The sequence below is a fragment of the Segatella copri genome (genome assembly GCF_051861805.1).
Classification (GTDB): Bacteria; Bacteroidota; Bacteroidia; order Bacteroidales; family Bacteroidaceae; genus Prevotella; species Prevotella copri_M.
Window position 1 is genome coordinate 427816 of sequence record NZ_CP146520.1, and the last position, 21265, is coordinate 449080.

The window sequence follows — 21265 nt, forward strand, 5'->3', positions numbered from 1 at the left end:
GAAAAATATGATGGGAGAAGTTAAAACCCGATGCCTGCTACTAGCCATGATTCTCTGGCTAGCCATTCCTTCTGCCCTTAGGGCACAGGAGTTTTCGGTGGCTAGTTTCCGCCAGCTGCCCAACGACGTGAGCGCCTTTATCAACAATGTGCGTGACCTGAACGATGAAGCCTGCGCCCTGATCAAGGTAGTGGCTCCATCCGACTTTGCCTTCTCCTCCCCTCTCGGCATCGTGAAGCGAAAGGACGAAGTGGGCGAAATCTGGCTCTATCTGCCGAAAGGCACCAAGACCCTCACCCTGAAACATCCCGAATGGGGCGTGCTGCGCGATTACCGGCTGGGCAAACCGCTGGAGAGCCGAATGACCTACGAGATGAAGCTCAACCTGCCCAAGCCTCCCATCACGGAACTCCACGATACAATAGTAGAGATAAAGACCATCACCGACACCATCGCCATAGAAAAGGTGCGCCCCAAAATGCCACTCGCCTTCTACAGTCTGGCTACCCTTGCCCTGCACAAAGACGGCCCCTCTTACGGCATCTTCCTTGCCCTGATGCGCCGCCATGGTTTCTTTCTCCATGCCAGCAGCAATCTGAAAAGCCTGGGAAGCACGGAGGGCAACTGCGACAAGGATGGCTTCATCGGCGGAAGCAACATCAAGCCCTACTATTCGGGCGAAACCCGCCACACCAACTATACCATGACGGCAGGACTCATCCACCACATCACACATGGCGTCTGCCTTTTCGAAGGCGTAGGATACGGCAAATCTGCCACAGCCTGGCAACTGAGCGAGAGCGAAGGAAAAGGTTATCTGATGAACGACGGACTTTCTGATAAAGGAGTAACCGCAGAACTGGGAGCCCTGGCTTCCTTCGGAAAACTCAGTATTTCAGCCACAGCCATCACCATCGCCGGAAAGCAATGGCAGGGCAGCATCGGAATAGGAATCAAACTGGGAAAATCAAAAACTGGGAAATCAAGCCGAGAAAAATAATCCAGGAAAATAAGAATGAACATCAAGATGAAAAGTAAACTGATTATATATTTAGGAATGATGCTGGCTATTCTCACGGCATGCAGCAGCGAGAAACCCACCCATCTGGAACCGCATCTTGCCACTCTCCCTGCTTCCGGCATTACCCGAAACGAGGCCACTCTGCACGGTTCGGTTTCGCTGGAGGGAGAGACCACCCTACCTACCCTTTCCTTCAAATACGGAGAGACAGAGGAAATGGCGCTCACTTCAAATCCTATCAGCCTTTCAGAAGAAGACAGCAACCCTTCGGGGAATGGTCAGTCCATCAAGGAAGTGGCACTCTGCATGATGGGGCTGAAGGCAGGTACCACCTATTATTATATGCTGCAGGGAAGCAACGGCAGAACCACGCTCAGCAGTAACCCGATGAGGTTCACCACCCTGCCCAACGAAAAGCCAGCCCTTAACGATCCGCAGATTCTGAGCTATGGTCCCTGTAGCATCATCGTGGGCTTCGACATTACGGCAAATGGCGGTGAAGAGATTACGGAAGCAGGATGTTATTATGCAGAGGATACAGAGGATGGAGAAAATGCAGAGGAAAGCGGAGAAGGCGATGCAACCCCTACGCAGCAAAAGGCGAAGATAGAAAACTACCAGGGAGCCATCGGAGCGCAGCAGGTGGAACTCAACGACCTGAAATTCAACACCACCTACAGAATCTGGGCTTACGCCCAAAACCGGGTAGGCGAAACCAAGAGCCAAGCCATCACCTTCAGGACTTCAGACGCCGTAAAACTGCAGGAAGCAGGAAAACTGAGTGAACTGATGGGCAATCATCTCTACGAATACACCCAGCTCACGATAGCCGGCGACCTGAATGGAGACGACCTGAGATGCCTGAGAACGATGGCAGGAAGAGACATCAACAATGAAACCACGGAAGGAAAACTTGCCGACATCAACCTGGCTGATGCCCACATCGTAGCAGGAGGAGGCGACTTCGGACCTTATCATCGCCACACCGAAAATAAGGTGGTGGGTCAGGGATTCCTTGCCCAATGCAATCAGCTCAGCCACATCCTCCTTCCATCGGATGTCACCAAGATAGAGAAAGATGCGTTTGCCGGCTGCACATCGCTGAAGGAAATAGAGATTCCAGCCTCTGTAAGCCAGCTGCTTCCATCAGCCGGTTGCACGGCGCTGGAAAGCATCCAGGTTTCGAAAGCCAACACCCACTACAGCAGCCAGGATGGAGTACTGTTTAACGCAGCCGGAACCGAAATTCTCTGGTTTCCGATGGGTAAGCAGGGCGACTACACCCTGCCTTCCACTCTTTCAGGCATCGGAGATTATGCTTTCAAGGAATGCAGCATCACCCGCTTCATCTTTCCGGATAGTTTTTCTGAAATAGGACAGGGAGTGCTGATGAACAGTCAGGTGGAAGAGGTTTCTCTGCCAGCCCAACTCAAGCTGATTCCTACGGGCACCTTCCAGGGATGCACCCGCCTGAAGGTGGTAAGATTGGGAGAGAAGACAGAGCTCGTCTCTGATTACGTGTTCGACGGCTGTCCGCTCACCGACCTCTACGTCGATGCCCCCTATCCACCCGTATGCAATACGAATGCCTTCACCACCAAGGGCACTCGTTTCCTCCCTACCTGCGTGCTTCACGTACCGGCAGGCAAGAAGAAGCTCTATCAGAACAACAAAAGCTGGAGCAAGTTTGAACACATTGTTGAGCAATAAAAACAAAAAAAACACTTAGAATATGACAACACCTGAAATAGAAGAATTAAAGTCTCTCGTGGAGCAGGAATACGGCAAAATACTAGCCACCACCACCGACTTTGAGGAATTCTCGTTCTTCCTCGAAAAGCATACAGGCGGCAAGGTTTCACCCTCAACCCTGAAGCGACTCTACGGTTATGTGAGCGACAACCACAAGCCACGCATGGTGACGCTCGATATTCTTGCGCAATATATTGGGCACAAGAACTACATGGAGTTCAAGCAATGGCTGAAGACCAGTACCCGCTACAACTCCTCGTTCTTCAAGGCAAGCCAGCTGGTAAGCAGCGACCTGAAGAAGGGTACGGAGATAGCCATCGGATGGAGCCCCAACCGCATTCTGCGCCTACGCTATCTGGGCGAGAGTACCTACGAAATACTTGCCTCAGAAAACAGCAAGCTTGAAGCAGGCGATCATTTCGTTACCGGATGCTTCATCAAGGAGCAGCCGCTCTATCTGCCTTACATCGAGCGAAACGGCGAGCGTACCGCATCGTTCGTGGCAGGAAGAAACGGAGGTCTCACCCTTATCAGCATCATCAGCCAATGAAAACAACGTCAGATAAGTCAATAAACACAGCATCAGATAAGCCGATGAAGACAACATCAGGATTCACGGAAGACATCAACAAGGAGATGAACGTTGCCGACCCCCAGCCAGTGGAGTCTAAGTTCAGCAACCTCAGCCAATGCTACGTCTCCATCTCTGGGCACACCCGCATCTTCACAGCCACAAGATACGGCAAGCGCTACATGCTGAAATGCCTGAAGAACGACTTCCTCTATACGCCCATCTACCGACAGGCTTTGACCAAGGAATTCGAGATAGGTCTGCAGTTGGAGCACCCCAACATCTGCCATACCATAGGCATGGAAGAAGTGGAGAACCTGGGCACCACCATCGTGATGGAATACATAGATGGCGACACGCTGCAATATCTGATAGACCAGCAACTGCTGACGGCGGAAATGGCGCACAAGATAGCCCACGAACTGATGGACGCCCTGGAATACATGCACAACAAGCAGATGATTCATCGCGACCTGAAACCCGCCAACATCATGGTAACCCACAATGGCAAGAACGTGAAGCTCATCGATTTCGGACTTTCCGACAGCGATTCCTTCACCATTCTTAAACTGCCGGCAGGAACCTCGGGCTACATCGCCCCAGAACAACTCCTACAGGGAGCCAAATCAGACCCTCAGGCAGACATTTATTCGCTGGGCATGGTGCTTCTCGACATGGCGAAGGCCACCCACGACAGGCACCTCAGGAAGACGGCAGAAGTATGCATAAGCCGCGACCTGAGCATCCGTCCCAAGAGCATCCGCGAGGTAAGAGAACACAAGCATGAATCGCCCCTGCTGAAGGCAGGCGGCATCGTTCTCGGCATCATCGCCCTGCTGCTCATCAGCCTCATCGCCTTCACCTATTATCATAGGGCGCAGTCAAAAGAGAAGCAGAATGTGCCGACAGAAAACGGCCAGAATGATTCGCCGGATGATAACGCCAACGAGATTCAGGACTATCAACTCTGGCAGAGATGATGAGAAAAATGATAGTCTTTAAACATAATTATCCTATTATCTTCTTATTTTTGCCTGAATTGGTGTAACTTTGCAACCAATTATGGAACAGATTTCACCAATTCAGGCATTGTTGCAGCAACGCACCCTGCTCCAGCTGGAGTATTACACCGAGAAGGAAGCCTTCCGCAAGCTCACCGAACAGATGGGCATGAAGCGAAAGGTGAAACGAGGTGATGCCTGGTTCCCGCTACAGGTGGGAAAGAGCTTTTATAATTCGCTGAACCAAACAGCCATCGAGGTATTCCGTACCTCGGATCAGGATATCGAGCACAATTTTGAGTTCGGTCGCCCCGTCATGTTCTTTAGAGGTGAAGAACAGATCAAATATTTCTCCTTTACCGGCACCGTGAGCTATGTGGATGGTGACAGAATGGTGATTACCGTTCCTGATTCTGCCCCGCTGCTCGATTTGCAGCAGTCTACGGAGCCTATCGGCGTACAGTTGTCCTTCGACGAAACCAGCTACAAGCTGATGTTCGAGGCCTTGGATAGAGTGATGAAGGCGAAGAACAACCGTCTGGCTTATCTCCGCGACTTGTTCTATTCGCATCAGAAGGCGGGCAGATTCTCGTTTGCCCCGATGAAGTTTCCATGGCTCAATCCTACCCAGGAAAGAGCTGTGAATGAGGTGCTTTGGGCAAAGGACGTGGCGATTGTTCACGGACCTCCGGGAACCGGAAAGACCACCACCCTGGTGGAAGCCATCAACGAAACCCTGATGAGGGAGAGCCAGGTGCTAGTGTGTGCACAGAGCAACATGGCGGTGGATTGGATTTCTGAAAAACTGGTGGATAGAGGCATCAACGTGCTCCGCATCGGAAATCCTACCCGTGTGAACGACAAGATGCTGGGCTTCACCTACGAGCGCCGCTTCGAGAGTCATCCCGACTATCCGCAGCTCTGGGCCATCCGCAAGGCAATCAGAGAATTAAGAAAAAACAGGAAGAAAGGCAGCGAGAACTATCATCAGAAGATGGATAGGCTGAAGAGCCGTGCCGCAGAGATAGAAATCCGCATCAATTCTGACCTCTTTGGCGAGGCGCGTGTCATCGCCTGCACCCTGGTGGGTTCTGCCCACCGGTTGCTGGAAGGCATGAAGTTCGGCACCCTGTTTATCGACGAGGCAGCCCAGGCTTTGGAAGCCGCCTGCTGGATTCCGATGAAAAGAGCCAGCCGGGTGATTCTGGCAGGCGACCATTGCCAATTGCCGCCTACCGTGAAGAGTATTGCAGCATTAAGAGCCGGACTGGGCAAGACCCTGATGGAGCGCATCGCCGAAAACAAGCCCGAGGTAGTAACCCTGCTGAAAATCCAATACCGCATGAACGATGAAATCATGCGATTCTCCAGCGACTGGTTCTACGGGGGCAAGGTGGAGAGTGCGCCACAGATCAAATACCGCAGCGTATTGGATTACGACCATCCGATTACGTGGATTGATACTTCCGACAAGGAACCGGCAGATACGATAGAAGAAGGCGAAGATCTGAACTTCAAGGAGCAGTTTGTGGGCGAGAGTTTCGGAAGAATCAACAAGGCAGAGGCAGAGCTAACCCTGCTGACTCTGGCGGAATACTTCACCAAGATAGGCAAGCAGCGGGTATTGAGTGAGAGCATCGACGTAGGCATCATTTCGCCTTACCGTGCCCAGGTGCAGTATCTGAAGAAGCTCATCAAGAAGTATGAATTCTTCAAGCCTTACCGCCGCCTCATCAGCGTCAACACGGTGGATGGTTTCCAGGGGCAGGAAAGAGACGTGATTCTCATCTCGCTGGTACGTTCCAACGATGAAGGCCAAATCGGTTTCCTGAAAGACCTTCGCCGCATGAACGTGGCGATGACGAGAGCCCGCATGAAGCTCATCATCCTGGGCAACAAGGACACGATGACGAAGCATCCTTTCTACAAGAAACTGTGGGAGTATGTGGAGGCAATCAATAATAACGGATAAAATAGTTATACAAACGAGTTAAGACAACAATATGCTACAACGAGACTACATACAGCGACTGATTCGTGAGTTTATGGCGGCACTCGAAAGAATGCTCGAAAAGAAAGAGGTGGAGGTGAGACGTGAGAAGATCAGAGAGCTTTACGACCAATACGTAGGCCCTTATGCCTTCTACAGCATCGCCACCATCGAGGATGTGATGAAGGCGATGGCAGGAATTGCCGACGAGGAGAAGCGACTCTCCAAGATGGACATGCTTGCCGAACTCTACTATCACGAGGCTGACATGGTGGGGCAGCCCGCAAGAGATGAACTGCTGAACAAGGCGTTCATGCTCTTCGACTATGTGGAAGCACACGGAGATACCTTCTCCATCGAGCGCCGCAACAAAATGGCACAAATCAAACAGAAGATTGGAGATGTGTCATAAGTCTAGATAATGGAAGCCGAGGACGGGCTGAAAGCCCAAAAGCTCCTAGCCCAGGGCAACGCCCTGGGCATAGTAGCAGTCAACTAAGCGCCCTGTAAGGGCAAAAGCTTTCAAGTACCAGGCAATATTACAAAGCTTTTGCCCTTACAGGGCGACAGGTTTGCACCCATAATAACCCAGGGCGATGCCCTGGGCTAGGAGCTTCTGCCCTTTCAGGGCGTATTGGATGTGACTTATGACACACCCTCCTCCTTTTATATTTTTAGGATAACAAAAACTAATCATAAAGTTCAATGGTCAAAGTTCAAAGTTCAAAGTCTACTAATGACATGACAGTAGGCTCGCCCTTGCGAGCCATCATCAAATTTGCGATTCCGCTTATCCTGGGTTACATCCTTCAGCAGATGTATCTCATTATCGATGCCGCCATCGTGGGAAGATGGATTGGCGTGGGAGCTCTTGCAGCTGTTGGCGCATCCAGCTCCATCATGTTTCTCATCATGGGCTTCTGCAACGGCTCCTGTGCCGGTTTTGCCATCCCTATCGCCCAGGCTTTCGGCGCCAGGGATTACGCCAAGATGCGGGCTTACGTGAGCAACAGCATCCGCATTGCCATCTGCTTTGCCGTGGTCATCACCTTTCTTTCCTGCATCTTCTGCGGAAAGATTCTGCACCTGGTGAATACGCCGAAGGAGGTGTTCGATGATGCCTACATCTTCCTGATGCTGCAGTTTGCGGCGATTCCTTTCACCATCGGCTACAACCTGCTCTCCGGTCAGATCCGTGCCCTGGGCAACTCGAAGCAGCCTTTCTATTTCCTCATCACCGCCTCCGTCATCAACATCATTCTCGATGGCATTCTGATTCTCGGCATGGGACTGGGCGTAGAGGGTGCGGGCATTGCCACCTGGCTTTCGCAGGGAATCTCCGTGCTGCTCTGTATCTGGTTTATCAAAAAGAAGATGCAGATTCTGATTCCGAAGGGTGAGGAAAGGAAATTCGACAACAAGAAGGTAAGCATTCTGCTGAACAATGGTGTCCCGATGGGTCTGCAGTTCTCCATTACCGCCATCGGCCTCATCATGCTCCAGAGTGCCAACAACGCCCTGGGAACGGTTTATGTGGCTGCATTCACAGCCTCTATGCGCATCAAATATCTCTTTACCTGCGTTTTCGAGAACATCGGAGTGGCGATGGCTACCTATTGCGGCCAGAACCTGGGAGCCAGGAAGCTGGATAGAATCGGTCAGGGCGTAAGGGCTTCCATCAGGATGATGCTGGTTTATTTCGTCTTTACCTTCCTGCTCATCTATCCGTTTGCCGACGAGATGATGATGCTCTTCGTGGATAAGGGCGAGGCGGAGGTGGTGACCTATGCCGCCCAGTTTATGCGCATCGCCAACTATTTCTATCCTTGTCTGGGCTTGCTCACCATCCTGCGCTACAGCATCCAGGGCTTGGGTTACAGCAATCTCTCGATGCTGAGTGGCGTGATGGAAATGATAGCGAGATGCGGTGTGAGTCTCTGGCTGGTACCAGCCCTGGCGTGGACGGGAGTCTGCTTCGGCGACCCTGTGGCGTGGGTCATGGCAGATTTCTTCCTCATTCCCGCCTTCCTGTGGCTTTACAAGCATCTGAAGAAGGAAGTGCTATAGACGATGAAAACGACGACTTGTAGTTGCAAAAATAATCTTTCTAACTGGGAAAATATTTTTTTCCAGTTAGAAAGATGAAATTCTATTATTCAGTTTTTATTCGTTATGGAAAACCTTGTAGGGGTCCATCTGCTGCATTTTCTCCTTGATTTTCTGCTCTATTCCCTCTGATGGTTCCGGAACTTCTGCCCCCATTTCCTTGATGCTCGCCTCATCCTCGGCAGCTCCGGCAGCATCGCCCAGAATCGTTCTTACCTCGCTGCGCTCGCGATAGGCATCTAGAGAGAAAGGATTCACTTCTATTACCATGCCATAAACCTGCTCAGCCTCCTTCGTCTTCTCCTGCGCCTTCAGCACACGGGCCTTCAGCAGCAATACATCCTCGTTAGGTTCCAGATGAGTAAAGAGATAATCGGCATCTTGCGCAGCATCATCCAGAAGGTGATTCTCCAGCAGGATGGTGCCACGAAGCAGATGGGCTGCATAATAATCTTCACGCAATTTGATGGCAAGACTCAATACGGCTACGGCACGGATGGGTTCGCCCAATCCCCGGCAAGCCTTGGCATAATAGAGATAGGTCTGCAGATTCGATGTGTCCAGGTGAAGAGCCTTATCGCATACCTCCGACATGGCTGTATAGTTCTCCATCATATAAGCCACATCCGCCATACGCAGCAACACCGCCACGTTGTCGGTCTGGGCTTCCGAGAGAATCTGCAACTGCTCGTAGGCTTTCTGCAGATCGCCCATAGAGATGTAAGCCTGCGAGAGATAGTCGCGGCATTCCAAATCTTCGGCATTCAACTGCAGAGCGTGTTCCAAAAACTTGGCTGCTAGGTCAAATTGATGCATGCGGAGAGCACGAACACCATCATATTTCACCATGTCGAAGTCTTTTTCCTTCGTTTCTCTCACTTCTTCAGTAGTCTTTTGGGCACCAAATAGCTTTTTAAATATGTTCATAATCCAACTATTTTTTTAGGTTTTGAATTGTTTATTGTTGAAATCGTATCAAACGACAGGGCAAAGATACAAATAAAATCCAAAAAACGCCCCATTTTTGGAAGAAATATTTTCTTTTTTTCTGATTACGAGAAGAAGGTAACAAACTTAGACGCACGAACGTCACCCACATAAACATCTGTTTTATAGGGAGTTAGAATTGTTTTTGATTTCAGCTAAAGGCATCAAAAATCTCAGTCTCAGTTGTCTCAGTTATTTTTCAAGTACCCCCTCTTTTTCTTTTATTCTTATATATATATTATATATTTATATATAATTAATTAATAATCGATAAGTTATAAAAACAGCAAAAAGGAAAGAAAAAGAAAAATGGGAAAATAATACCCCCTTATTTTTTTACTGAGACAACTGAGACTGAGATTTTTCTAATCAATTGGAACAACCGGAGCAAGCTAATTGGAACGCAGCCCCAGGAAAATCCCCTCTTCTCTAGAAGGCAAGCCCAATCCATTTGCTTTTCACTTTAGGAACAGAAAATCATAGGAAAAACATTAATTTTCCTTAAACAAACCGCTTTCTAGGATTATTTCGAAGTATAGTTAGAAATATTTTCGGATTTTTGCAAAGTATACTTTAAAATATTTCCTCTAAATACATAAAATAAAGACTTGCTGTCCCACGAATTGGCACAAGTGCAAGCTAACTTTGCACACAGAAACCAAAATAGTAAAGTTATGAAGAGAAAAAAGATATTTTTCAAGGAATGTCATCTCGCAGGTCGCCAATATCATGATGCCAATGAAGTTTGGGAAGAGTTGAAGGTCGGCACTCTGCTTGAATTACAAAGAGACCAAGAGAACCCATACGACAAGAATGCTGTCGCTGTGGTTTACTCAAAGGTGGTAGATAACAACGAGAAAGAGGAATATCTGCTAGGCTATCTTCCTCGTACTTCCAATACAGAGATTGCCCAATTATTGGAAATGGGGTGGGCATCTGTCTTTGAATGCCGCATCAGCAAAATCAACGAAGATGCCCATTACGAGAACCAAATTCGCTTGACCATTCGCATCAAGCAAAACCAACAAGCACAGAATTGTGTCGAAAGCTAACCCTAATATCGGGCCAGGTCGTAGGGACCTGTATGGTGCGACGTGGCCTTGACCTTTCTGTGCTTTCCTACAAAGGGACAGGATACGCCTCTCACACGTCGGTCTTCGGATGCAGACTTCGGGAGGATTTCCTGTCCCTTATTCTTATTTACAAAATAATCAGCAGCTTATACTATTATCTTTTCATGACGATTTTAAGCACTTTTTCTTGATGCTCATTCATATCATCCACATTCCATTCCAATCCAAAAGGACGTTTAGCCGTCTCATTCTTAATCCCATCATCATAATTGTCTTGACATATTTGCAACATGATTCTGAACTTTAGAGATGCTGTACTTACTTGATTTGACTTTGAATCCAAATAACGGTTTTTCTTATCAATTGGATTCCAGTCAGAACCAGAGCTATTAGCATCGGAACCAATCATGGCAAAGTTTCCAAAACAATTGATGTCTTCTGAGCTGATAGGTTTATCGCTACCAGCCTTAGCCTGAGGATAATAATGTTCAAGGCTCTTACGAGTTCGAGAGAAATAGAAGTTATTAAATACCTCTAATTCAAAATCACTACATCCCAAATCTTGAAAGAATCCGATACGTATTGCATCTCCTTTCTTAGCTTTTTCTCCACGTAGCTCCTCCGCATACTTTCTCCATATTTTATAGTCTGTATAATCAAACACATAGAGAGGTATATTGGGCGCTCCCTTAGGATAGATGCGATTAAAGTCTCGTTCTACATTTTCCAGTTCTACATTCAGATGTCCATTTCGTATCATCGTGTCATCAAAGCTATTAGGCTTTGGCTGGTTTCTTTCATTGAGTTTTTCCGCATTCAGATACACATCAAAGAAGTACTTATCAGCCAAATCTCTCATAAAGACGAGATAATCACTAATATTATCGCTCTCAAACAAATGGTACAGACAATAGAACAGGTAGTTCTTGCGTTGCTTCGCCGTAAAAGTTACCTCGAACATAGATAGCAACTGTACCAGCTCTGCCTGCACGGGTTTGTCTTCCGCCAAATCCTTCAGATAGACAGCATTTCCATTTTTATGGTAACGCTGCAACTTCCACGGATTTTCTGAAATACGATCCTCACCGAGCGTATGGTGAACCACATAATTATCCAAGAAATACTTAGCCTTCAACAGATTATAAGCAAACCGTTTTACGAAATCAGCCGTGATGGTAATCTTCTCAAACTCATTAAGCAGTTCCTTGTCATCAAGAGATAATTTCAAAGGATCAAATCCTTGTTCCTTCATCCTCGTAATCTTCAACACAATCAAGAGGAAATTAGGAAAGTCTATGATTGGTTGAAATCTATCATTCTCATCTAACGTCGTACTCTGGGGCACTGGCTTAACAGGAGTATCCAACAACTCTGCAATCGTTTTTCTACCCAAAGAATTACCAGCATTAGCTGGCATATCGGCAAAAGTATCAAACGACTCTAAGACGAAACTATCCATGTTCTCACCAAAAACAGTTTTCATATCAGACATTTTTTGCTGAACGTAAAAGCACATATCACTACATGCTTCCCAGATACGACTGAACTTTTCCATTGAGGTATTATCCCCGATAAATTGCTCACTCAATTTTGCCTTAACAATCTCATGCTTCTCCAGCTGTTCACCACGAGAGTTCATCACCTCAAAATAATGATTCAAATCCACATCCTTCGGCACTCGATAATGTATGATATGGACATGATTCAAGAAATACTCTTTGAATTTATCCACATCAGCTTGAGCCAAACCAACAATCTCATTCAATCCTGCTTTTGCGGAATCGAAGCCATTCTTGATACCAAGGTCAGGCATCTCGCCAAGATCATCCTTCTCTCCACGCCCTGATAATGCCTCTATCGTCGAAGCAGAAGCTTTTCGTGCCGAATAAGTCAAGCGATTGTAAATGTCCTGCACTCCCAAAGCTCTAAGTATGATGTAAATCGTAGTCAAACGTTGTTGACCATCTATCACCTCATATTTGTTCTCATCACGCTTATAAGTGACAAGAGTCCCTATGTAATAAACCGTTTTGCCCATATCCATAGAATCATGAACATCTTTTATCAAAGCACAGATTTCATCTCGTTCCCACGCATAGTTACGCTGGTAGATAGGAATTACGTATGTAATAGGTGCTCCGTGATTATCACAATAGATTTCCTTGATAGAACACTCTTTCAAAATACTTTTCAAATCTTTCATTGTCTTCTACTATTTATAAAAACGATTTACTTTAAAGAAATAGAGATAATTCAGATAGACTCCATCGCCATCATGCCCATCCAAATTCTCGGCATTTGTTCTGCCATTCTTTTTTCCATCCTTTAAGTCGCTATTAGACAAAGGAGTTAGCTTATCTGCCAGCACGCTGAGTAATGTAGTGGGAGTATCCTGCCTAGCTATCAACTTGTACATATTAAATGAATTCTTCAAATTCTCATTAGTTCCCATAATGAAATTCTGAGCAGAAAGCCATCCCAGATTTGTATATTGCGCTCTAAGCGAATAAGCCCAAACAAAGGCATAAACGACAAATTGCTCAAATAGCTCCATATCTTCTTTGGTTGGATATGACTCCGGACAAAACCTATCTACATACAGGAGTACCGAGGTATCAAACAGCAACCGGGCAATACCATTGCCTACTCCCTTCTTGAAATAGCGATCCAATGTCTTCACTATAATATTGTCGTTGATATAGAACCCCTCATACTTGCTATTATCTTGAATGTCCTTTAGTATGGCATAATAATGCTTCGTATATTCAAAGAAAGGTTTGCCTGCTATAATTGGAGCGTCCAATTGAAATGCATTGATATTGCGAGTTCCAGAAACGAATGGCATAGCAGAAGAATTTACCATATCTGCATAACAATAAGCACTCTTATAGAATTGAGCATAAGGAGTCCGTGCAGAACGAGTAATCCCCTTGAACATGTGGATATTACGTTCATCCAACACTTCTGCCCTATTGCCATTTACCCATTCTTTGATACGATACAGATAGTTTCCGAAAAAATCTGCCAAACCACTTTGAGATATTTGTTCCCATCCCTTGACGATTCTTTCAACCTCATTCTCCTCTATACCAATCATTTCACGTAAATGATAAGCTTTCAGCAAATCATGTGGATATAGAGCTTTGCCACGAGCATTCTGAGAGTCAAAGAACTGAAAGGCTTCAGAAACGTCAGATGTGACAACAACAATAAGTTCACATCTGTTCTCTACAAATTCTTCCAGTCTTCTACACTCCCGTTCCTTTACATAAAAGTCTTCTTTCTGTTGTTGACTTGCTTCCAAATCAGGTTTGCTGACGCGTCGTTCCAATGCTCGATAATTATTGGATATATTACGGGCATTATACTCATTATCATATAATTCTTGCTGGAGAAAAGCTATATCGTTCTTCCCCAAAGCCCTTAGCAACAAAGAAAACGTAATAATTCGCTGCAAGCCATCAACTATATCATACGAGTCTTGGCTTGATGCTCGATGAAGAATCAGAGTACCTACCCTGTAACTTTCTTTATTTTCATTCATCGCTTCGATAATATCATCAAGCAACTGTATTGCATTACGAGCAGTCCACTTATATGGCCGCTGATAGATTGGAATCGACAGATTCACACCATTAATGGGTTCCCCGCCATTCGAAATCGTTTGACGAAGAAGCAAATCACCAATAGTAGTTATAGACAACGTAAGTTTATCCGTTTGGGATTGTTGTTCAACTGATTGTTGTTCAACTATATGTATTTGCGAATTATCGTCTTTCGCCCTATTGATAATGATAGTATTCTCTATGGTACCTCCCATCGTCCAATACTTATACCCATCAATATGAAGATAAGGGAAATTATATTTCCACCATTGTTGTGGAACACCAAATTCTCTTTGTGACTGCACAAAAAAGACGAATTCTTCATCAGACAAGGCACATTTATTCCTCACAATGTACTCATGAGGACACGTAGGCATTGTCTTGGCAAAAGTCCATTGACATTTGTCTATCAAACGGCGTAATTTTACTTCATCATAGTTCATATTTTATGAAATTATTTGTTATGTCGGCACAAAGATAAGAAAAACTTGTTTCAAATCGTAGGACAAGTTCTTTTTTTTAAGAAAAAATATATCACAAATCAATAAAATCGCAAAAATCTCGTTACTTAGTGTAGATAAAATCGTATATAACATGAGAACTCAAGCGAAATTCAAAGAATACATTTGGTTGGTAAACACCATCAACAAAGCCCGAGCTATTTCTTTTGCAGATATTCAAAAGAAATGGCTTGAAACGGACATGAGCGAAGGAATAGAATTGGCTCGTTCAACCTTCAATCGACACAAAGATGCCATAGAGGACATTTTTGGCATATACATCGAGTGCAACAGGAAAAACGGATATAAATATTCTATTGGAAATCCTGAAGCATTAGAGTCCGACTCCATACAAAACTGGATGTTAGCCACACTTGCATCCAACAATATTATTAGCGAATGTGTATCGCTTCAAGATAGGATTGTGCTTGAAACTGTACCCTATGAAGGCGAAAGCCTCAAACTAATTCTTGATGCCATGAAACGAAACATTAAGATAACCATTCTTTACAAGAGGTATGGCAATACAAATGCCAAAAGCTATACTATTGAGCCATATTGCATAAAATTGCATAAGCAACGTTGGTATGTATTGGGACACTTCCATTATACAGAACCAGAAACCCAAGAAGTAAAAGATTACTATGCCCTATTCTCACTTGACAGAATCAAAAGCATAGAATCCACAGATACCAAATTTGAGATAACTCAAGACTTCAACGCTCAAGATTACTTCAAGGAATATTACGGAGTGCTGATTGGCGACGGTACTTCTGTTGAACGAATTAGATTTAGAACTTACGATTACGAACAGTATCGAGTACAAGACTTACCTCTCCATGCAACTCAAAAAGCTATCGCAAAAGGCGACAACTATACGGATTTCGAAATTACTATGCGCCCTACCGTAGATTTCTTTGGATATTTAATGAGCCGGGGAAGCCAATTGAGAATCCTCTCACCAGAATGGTTGGCTGAACAGATACACGACTTGCATCAAGATGCAATGAGAATGTATGAAAAATAGAATCTCACTCAAATCCCAATCTTCAGGAAGATAGCACAAAGGTAGTACAATGTTTTAAAGTAGAAAAGAGATTTCTGATAAAAACAGATAACTTTCCTTTTAAAAAGGAAATAATTGCCGATTTCTTTCCTTTTTAGAAGGAAAGTTTGTATCTTTGCAACCGAGTGTAGGTATCTACATATTAACAATAAAATAATCAGTAATAAAGAAGGTACACAAATGGAACTACGCAGCACATTTCAGTCAATCATTTCCTTGCACCAAGAGGAATTACCTTTTGCCTTGCAAGAGAGAAGCACCCAACTTCCGTTGGATGGAAACCGCATCGTGACTGTTACTGGCATTCGCCGTTGCGGAAAATCATCATTATTGGGACTTACGATTAATCGCCTGCTACAACAAGGAATTCCAAAAGAGCGCATCCTCTATGTAGGCTTCGACGATGAACGTTTTCTTTCCATGTCGCCCGAAAACTTCGATGAATTGCTGCAAGCTTATCGTGAAATGTATCCTGATACATCGCTTAAGGATGTTTATATGTTTTTTGATGAGATACAACTCATAGAGGGCTGGGAATTCTTTGTTCTCCGGGTGTATAAGAATTATTGCAAGCATATCTATATAACAGGTAGCACAGCCAAGATGCTTTCAGAAGAAATGGCTTCCGCTTTGCGAGGATGGCCTGACGAATATCGCGAGTATCCTTTGAGTTTCAAGGAATATTTGGCGTTCAAAGGCACCAAGGCAAATCCATTTAGCGAAGCTGGAAAGGCAAAGTTGGCGGTCTCCTTCCGCGGTTATTGCGAGGAGGGCGGTTTTCCTGAGGTTGTTCTCGAAAAAAGCAAGATGGAAAAAGTAAAAATCCTGCAGTCTTACTTCAACACCATGCTCTTCAGGGATATGGTGGAGCATTATCATATCGGAGCTTCTCCTTCGGTGGTGCGTTATTTCTTAAAGCGTGTGATGAACAATCTCACGAAGCCGACTAGCGTGAACAATATTTATAACGACTTGAAATCGCAAGGCTTAAAGGTCTCCAAGGATTCCCTCTATCTGTGGCTCGACTATGCTTGCAACATTTTCATGTTTCGCAAAGTGGAAAAATACGATAAGTCGATGGTAAAACAGCGTTCTGCTCCTGCCAAGTATTATGTGGCTGACATTGCCCTGCGCAATGCCGTATTATTGCCAGAGAGCGAAGATGCAGGCAAGGCTTTGGAGAATATTGTTTATCTCAACTTAGAGAGAACACTTGGAGAAGAGGACGGGATATTCTACTTCTATGAATCGAAGGAATGCGACTTCGTTGTGAAAAAAGGCGAGCGTGTAGCTGAGCTGATACAAGTCTGCTGGACATTGAATGATGATAACGTAGAACGAGAGATAGGAGGCTTGATAGCTGCCTCCTCGGTTACAGGTTGCAAACAGGGAAAAATCATCACTTTCTCCCAACGAGAGACCTTCGAACGAGACGGAATAAGGATTGAGGTTATGCCAATATGGGAGATGGAATAGGAAAAGGGGCAAGACCATGGCTCAAAGCACCATGATCTTGCCTCTTTCCATTCTGATTCTTGCCACCCCCATCTCGTTCAGCGCCGTGATGATTTCCTGCAGACTTGCCCTGCGGGAGAAGCGGAAGTGGATGAGCTTACCCATATTCGCCTGAGACTGGAAGACTACGGTCTTGTTGTACCAGGCTCCGATGTCGCTCATCGCCTCTGCCAGCGTAACCTGATCCATATCGAAATCGCCTTCCAGCCAGTCGGAGGCTGAAGAGGAAGCCTTAGATACTACTATCTTATCCGCCTGGAGCGTGGCGGTCTGACCTGGGCGCATTTCCACTTCCGTATCGGCATTGCTCACCTTCACCTTGCCCTGCATCAGGGTTACCTTTGGGGCATCCTTGCGATAGGCTTTCACGTCGAATATGGTGCCTAACACCTGCGTCTGCATCTCTCCTGCCTTTACCACGAAAGGCCGATGAGGATTCTTGGTTACTTCGAAATGAGCCTCGCCCTTCAGACGGACTTCCCGGACTTCTGCATCATCGAAAGATACAGGATATTCGAGCGTAGAATTGGCGTTGAGCATCACCTTGGTGCCATCGTTCAGCGTTACCAATGTGGTGGTTGCCGCTGGGGTAGAAACCACGCAATAGCCATCGCTCAGGGTCTGCTCCACCTGCTTGGGAGAAGTGACCTCCGAGAAAAGCTCCATGGAGAACTCCGTAGGCTGAGAAATCTCCTGGGATGAACGGAAAATAAAAAGGAAGAGGCTTGCCGCTACTGCTACAGATGCCGTAATCCAAGTCAGGATTCGGGCTTTAGAAACCTTCTTTTCATTCTTCACTATAGATTCCTTCTCAAAAGAAAGATGTTCCTTCTCTGAAGAAATATGCTTCTTCTCGAAAGCTTCCCAAGCCGCCAGCGTTTCTTCCTTCGAAGGCTCATCGCCCAGGGCTTCCCCGAATATCTGGGAAAGCCGGGTATCAGAAACATTTTCTGAAGCTTTCTCAAAAACATTCTCAGAAATATTCTCTGATACAGAATCCATTCTATAATCCAGTTCTTGATCTTGATTCTTATTCATGATTTTTCCTCCTAATTCTCTATGTTTGTATGCTTCATTCGCTTGCGCAAGATGGCGAGTGCCTTGGAAATATGCTTCTTCACGGTGTTGGGACTGATGCCCAGCCTGTCGGCTGCCTGCTGATAGGTGAGATGTTCGAAATAGCAGAGGCGGAGTATCGTGCAGGTGGGTTCCTTCAGCTCCCTCGCTATCTGCTCCGCCTGTTGCAGCAGGCGCTCGTGCTCCTCATACCGGGTACTCATATCATACCGAGTGGCCTCTATCAGCGCCTCCACGTTGGTCTGCTCCACCTGCTGGTGCTTGAGCCAGTTGAGGCAGGCATTTCTCACCGATGCGTAGAGCCAGCTCCTCCTTGTTTCCATCTGCAAGGAGGAGAATTGGTTCCACGCCTTCTCGAAAACATCTCCCACAATGTCACGGGCCTCGTTGCCGTCTCCCAAAAGGGACACGGCATAACGCACCAGCCGAGGATACATTTCCAGGAATAGCTGCTTAAAGTCGTTGTTTTTCGCTCTGTCCTGCGCCACTACCTTTATATTTATTTCTCGTTGCATTGAATGTGTATCTCACATTGATGGCAACTTTCTGATTATCTGCATATCGGGTAAACGTGCGATGCGACTGCGTGCCGTTTGCCTCGAAATAATAATATCCTGTATGCAAGAGGTCTCGCAATACAAACATCACCTTGAGGGCATCATTCTTCATGAAATTCTTGGAAACCCGGAACTGCATGTTGCCCATACATTTCTTTATTCCGATTCCCATCTCCGCCCTCGTGCTGATGTTGCCCGAAAGATTCATGAACCACCGGTGGGGAAGCCTCAGATTGTTGTTCATGCTGAATGTAAACTGAGGCTGGCTGCCAAACTCGGGAATATTGAGATGATCTACATTCTGATGATTGTAGAAGACACTCGCCGTGAGGTCAGGATACCAGATTCCAAACGAAGGCGCCACACGGATGTTGGCTCCATAATAGCAGGAATGGGGCACCGTGGCCATCGTCTGCAAAAGCACACTAGGATGGTTCACCTCGTCGTAAGGCTTGTACCAGGTCATGTACATGTCGAGCACATAATTGTAGTAGGCCATGAATGACAGCCACTTATAATTGCCCGAGAGATTGAAGCTGTGCTGCTTCTGAGGCTTGAGATGAGGGTCACCGGACTTGTACTCGTACTTGCTGTCGTAGTCGATGCTGCTCTGAAGCATGGAGTAGATAGGACTGTACTTGTTCAGACGATAGGAGAAGGAAAGATTCAGATTCTCCTTGCTGTAGCCGATGGATAGGAAGGGAATCCAATCTCTGTAGCTGGGACTCTGTTCCGCCTGCAGCACATCTTTCTCGTAATAATCGGTCTTCTGATATTCGTATCGCAAACCGGCACCATAATTCATGCGCCCTATGTTCAGATAATACTGCAGGAATCCGGCATAGATAGACTGGCGGATGTGGTTGAAGGCATCGGCAGAAAAGCCGCTCTGGGTGAAGTCGTTGCGGCGGTTGGTAAACATCTCTTCCGTTCCGAAGGAAAGCCTACCCTTCCACAAAGGTCCCGACACCACCAGCTTGGCAGCATAGAGATTACTCCTCACCTTGCTCTCTGATTCCGCATCCAGCTGTCCATCGTTTATCGCCGTCTGGGACCTCTGGCTCACCTTGTTATAGAAGTCGCCATTGAAGTTGATGTTCCATTTGCCGAAATCGCCATTATAATAGGCATTCACACTATGCGACCAATGGGGCTTGCTTTTCGAAAACAAATCTACGCCCATGCTTTCCGTCAGTTTGCCATCCTCCCACACATCGGTAGCTCCCCAGCTGTGGGTATAGTTGTTGCCTATCATATTGGTTGTTTCATAGCGCATACCCAGCGATTGCTGTTCGGAAATCTCATAGTTGAATCCTGCGTTCATAAGAATCTCTCCACCATTGGTATTCGTGGTTCTGCGGCTGTTGAAATCCCAGTCGCTGGTGGTATGGAGCTGGGTTTCGGAATGGGCGGTGGTGTGCGAGCGATTCAATCCCACTCCCACTTCGCCGAAGATATCGAGTCCGCCCGTGCGATAGTTCAACTGCACATCATCATAAGTATGAGGCGAATAACGGCCCTGGGAATATTCAGAATAAAGGCTTCCGCTCAAGCCCTGTCCGCGCTTGCGAACGGCACGCAGACGGATTACGGCATTGGTCTTGGAGCCATACTGCGCTCCGGGAACGGTAACGATTTCTGCCTTCAGAATATCCTTGGCGCTCAATCGCTTGAGTTCGTTCAGATTCTCCAGTTTCCTGCCGTTGAGATAAATCTCGGGCGCTCCACGACCGATGATTTCCCAACTGCCCACTTCGCCCGAGACAAAGGGCAACTGGCTGATCATATCTTCTGCGGAGCCCAGTTCGCCCAGGATGGTACCTGATACCAGGGTAGAGAAGGCTCCGTCCTTATACACCACATTGGGGCGGGTACTCTTGATGGTTACCGCCTTCAGCTGCTGGGTGTCGGGATGCAGACCGATGTGCATGGTAGGCTTGCAGGCCAAGGTCTGTGACTTATAGCCCACAAACGAAACCTTCAGCATCACATCCTTATCGGCATAGGGAAGCACGAAACTTCCATCCTCCGCCGTTACGCAACCGGCAACATAAGCCTTGCTGACGGAGGAAATCAACACCACGTTGGCAAAAGGCAGAGGTTGCTGGTGCTCATCCACCACCCAGCCCTTGATCTGTTCCACCCGGGTTGTCTTGCCCGTGTATTGAACGGCGAAATAGGTGTTGTGCTCTACGAAGGAGAAAGGTTTCCCTTGCAACACCATCTCCAGGGCTTCCTTCTGTCGTTTAGCCTGGATATTGGCAGTAACGCGATATTGGTCGGTAGCCTGATAGGCAAAGAGGATATTCTTCTCGCCCGCCTTTTCAATCTTCTTCAACACGGAAGTAAGCGTTTCGTTATGCACCTGAAAGGTCACACCTCTGCTTTGAGCAAATAGGGAAATGCTCAAGACAAGACACAGTATAAGGGAAGTCGTTCTTTTC

16 protein-coding genes are annotated in these 21265 nt (G+C 46.5%); 10 read left to right on the top strand and 6 right to left on the bottom strand.

Annotation, left to right across the window (positions count from 1 at the left end; genetic code table 11):
* Positions 1–7 precede the first annotated feature (7 nt).
* The 7 genes from V8Z93_RS01600 to V8Z93_RS01630 all read left to right on the top strand — a co-directional run bounded on the left by V8Z93_RS01600 (position 8) and on the right by V8Z93_RS01630 (position 8402).
* Entirely contained in the window at positions 8–1000 is a 993-nt protein-coding gene (locus V8Z93_RS01600; protein WP_439432194.1) for a hypothetical protein, read from the top strand.
* Between the two features lie 15 nt (positions 1001–1015).
* Positions 1016–2731, top strand: coding sequence for a leucine-rich repeat domain-containing protein (locus V8Z93_RS01605; protein WP_439432195.1), 1716 nt, complete (start codon positions 1016–1018; stop codon positions 2729–2731).
* 22 nt (positions 2732–2753) lie between these two features.
* A complete protein-coding gene (locus tag V8Z93_RS01610) occupies positions 2754–3323 on the top strand; it encodes a hypothetical protein (protein ID WP_203051565.1) in 570 nt (189 codons plus the stop codon).
* Positions 3324–3367: 44 nt separating this feature from the next.
* Positions 3368–4324, top strand: coding sequence for a serine/threonine protein kinase (locus tag V8Z93_RS01615; RefSeq protein ID WP_203051564.1), 957 nt, complete (start codon positions 3368–3370; stop codon positions 4322–4324).
* 82 nt (positions 4325–4406) lie between these two features.
* Positions 4407–6317, top strand: coding sequence for an AAA domain-containing protein (locus V8Z93_RS01620; protein WP_439432196.1), 1911 nt, complete (start codon positions 4407–4409; stop codon positions 6315–6317).
* A gap of 31 nt (positions 6318–6348) precedes the next feature.
* The gene (locus V8Z93_RS01625) at positions 6349–6747 is read left to right on the top strand and encodes a hypothetical protein (protein WP_439432197.1); all 399 of its coding nucleotides are present in this window, start codon (positions 6349–6351) and stop codon (positions 6745–6747) included.
* A gap of 329 nt (positions 6748–7076) precedes the next feature.
* Positions 7077–8402, top strand: a complete 1326-nt coding sequence (locus V8Z93_RS01630; protein ID WP_439432198.1) for an MATE family efflux transporter — start codon at positions 7077–7079, stop codon at positions 8400–8402.
* A 96-nt stretch (positions 8403–8498) separates the two neighbouring features.
* Here the strand turns inward: V8Z93_RS01630 and V8Z93_RS01635 are convergent, their stop codons facing one another.
* A complete protein-coding gene (locus V8Z93_RS01635; protein WP_439432199.1) occupies positions 8499–9368 on the bottom strand; it encodes a tetratricopeptide repeat protein in 870 nt (289 codons plus the stop codon).
* 734 nt (positions 9369–10102) lie between these two features.
* Here V8Z93_RS01635 and V8Z93_RS01640 point away from each other — a divergent pair.
* Positions 10103–10480: an HIRAN domain-containing protein gene (locus V8Z93_RS01640; protein ID WP_203039155.1), complete on the top strand. Its 378-nt coding sequence runs from the start codon at positions 10103–10105 to the stop codon at positions 10478–10480.
* Positions 10481–10655: 175 nt separating this feature from the next.
* Here V8Z93_RS01640 and V8Z93_RS01645 read toward each other — a convergent pair whose 3' ends face one another.
* Positions 10656–12704 (bottom strand): DUF262 domain-containing protein, encoded by a 2049-nt coding sequence (locus V8Z93_RS01645; RefSeq protein WP_439432200.1) that lies wholly within the window; start codon positions 12702–12704, stop codon positions 10656–10658.
* Positions 12705–12713: 9 nt separating this feature from the next.
* Positions 12714–14549 carry a DUF262 domain-containing protein gene (locus V8Z93_RS01650; protein WP_439432201.1) on the bottom strand — a complete coding sequence of 612 codons (1836 nt, stop codon included), beginning with the start codon at positions 14547–14549 and terminating at the stop codon, positions 12714–12716.
* Positions 14550–14700: 151 nt separating this feature from the next.
* Between V8Z93_RS01650 and V8Z93_RS01655 the strand changes: the two genes are divergently transcribed.
* On the top strand, positions 14701–15633 hold the full coding sequence (locus V8Z93_RS01655; protein ID WP_439432202.1) for a helix-turn-helix transcriptional regulator: 933 nt from the start codon (positions 14701–14703) through the stop codon (positions 15631–15633).
* A gap of 219 nt (positions 15634–15852) precedes the next feature.
* Complete coding sequence (locus tag V8Z93_RS01660) at positions 15853–17148, top strand: ATP-binding protein (RefSeq protein ID WP_439432203.1); 1296 nt, start codon at positions 15853–15855, stop codon at positions 17146–17148.
* A gap of 21 nt (positions 17149–17169) precedes the next feature.
* Here V8Z93_RS01660 and V8Z93_RS01665 read toward each other — a convergent pair whose 3' ends face one another.
* The 3 genes from V8Z93_RS01665 to V8Z93_RS01675 are packed head-to-tail and all read right to left on the bottom strand — an operon-like array spanning position 17170 to position 21159.
* Positions 17170–18225: a FecR family protein gene (locus V8Z93_RS01665; protein WP_439432204.1), complete on the bottom strand. Its 1056-nt coding sequence runs from the start codon at positions 18223–18225 to the stop codon at positions 17170–17172.
* A gap of 11 nt (positions 18226–18236) precedes the next feature.
* Positions 18237–18779: an RNA polymerase sigma-70 factor gene (locus V8Z93_RS01670; RefSeq protein ID WP_439432205.1), complete on the bottom strand. Its 543-nt coding sequence runs from the start codon at positions 18777–18779 to the stop codon at positions 18237–18239.
* Complete coding sequence (locus V8Z93_RS01675) at positions 18718–21159, bottom strand: TonB-dependent receptor family protein (protein ID WP_439432206.1); 2442 nt, start codon at positions 21157–21159, stop codon at positions 18718–18720. Before V8Z93_RS01675 ends, V8Z93_RS01670 begins: the two co-directional genes overlap by 62 nt.
* Positions 21160–21265: the final 106 nt, after the last annotated feature.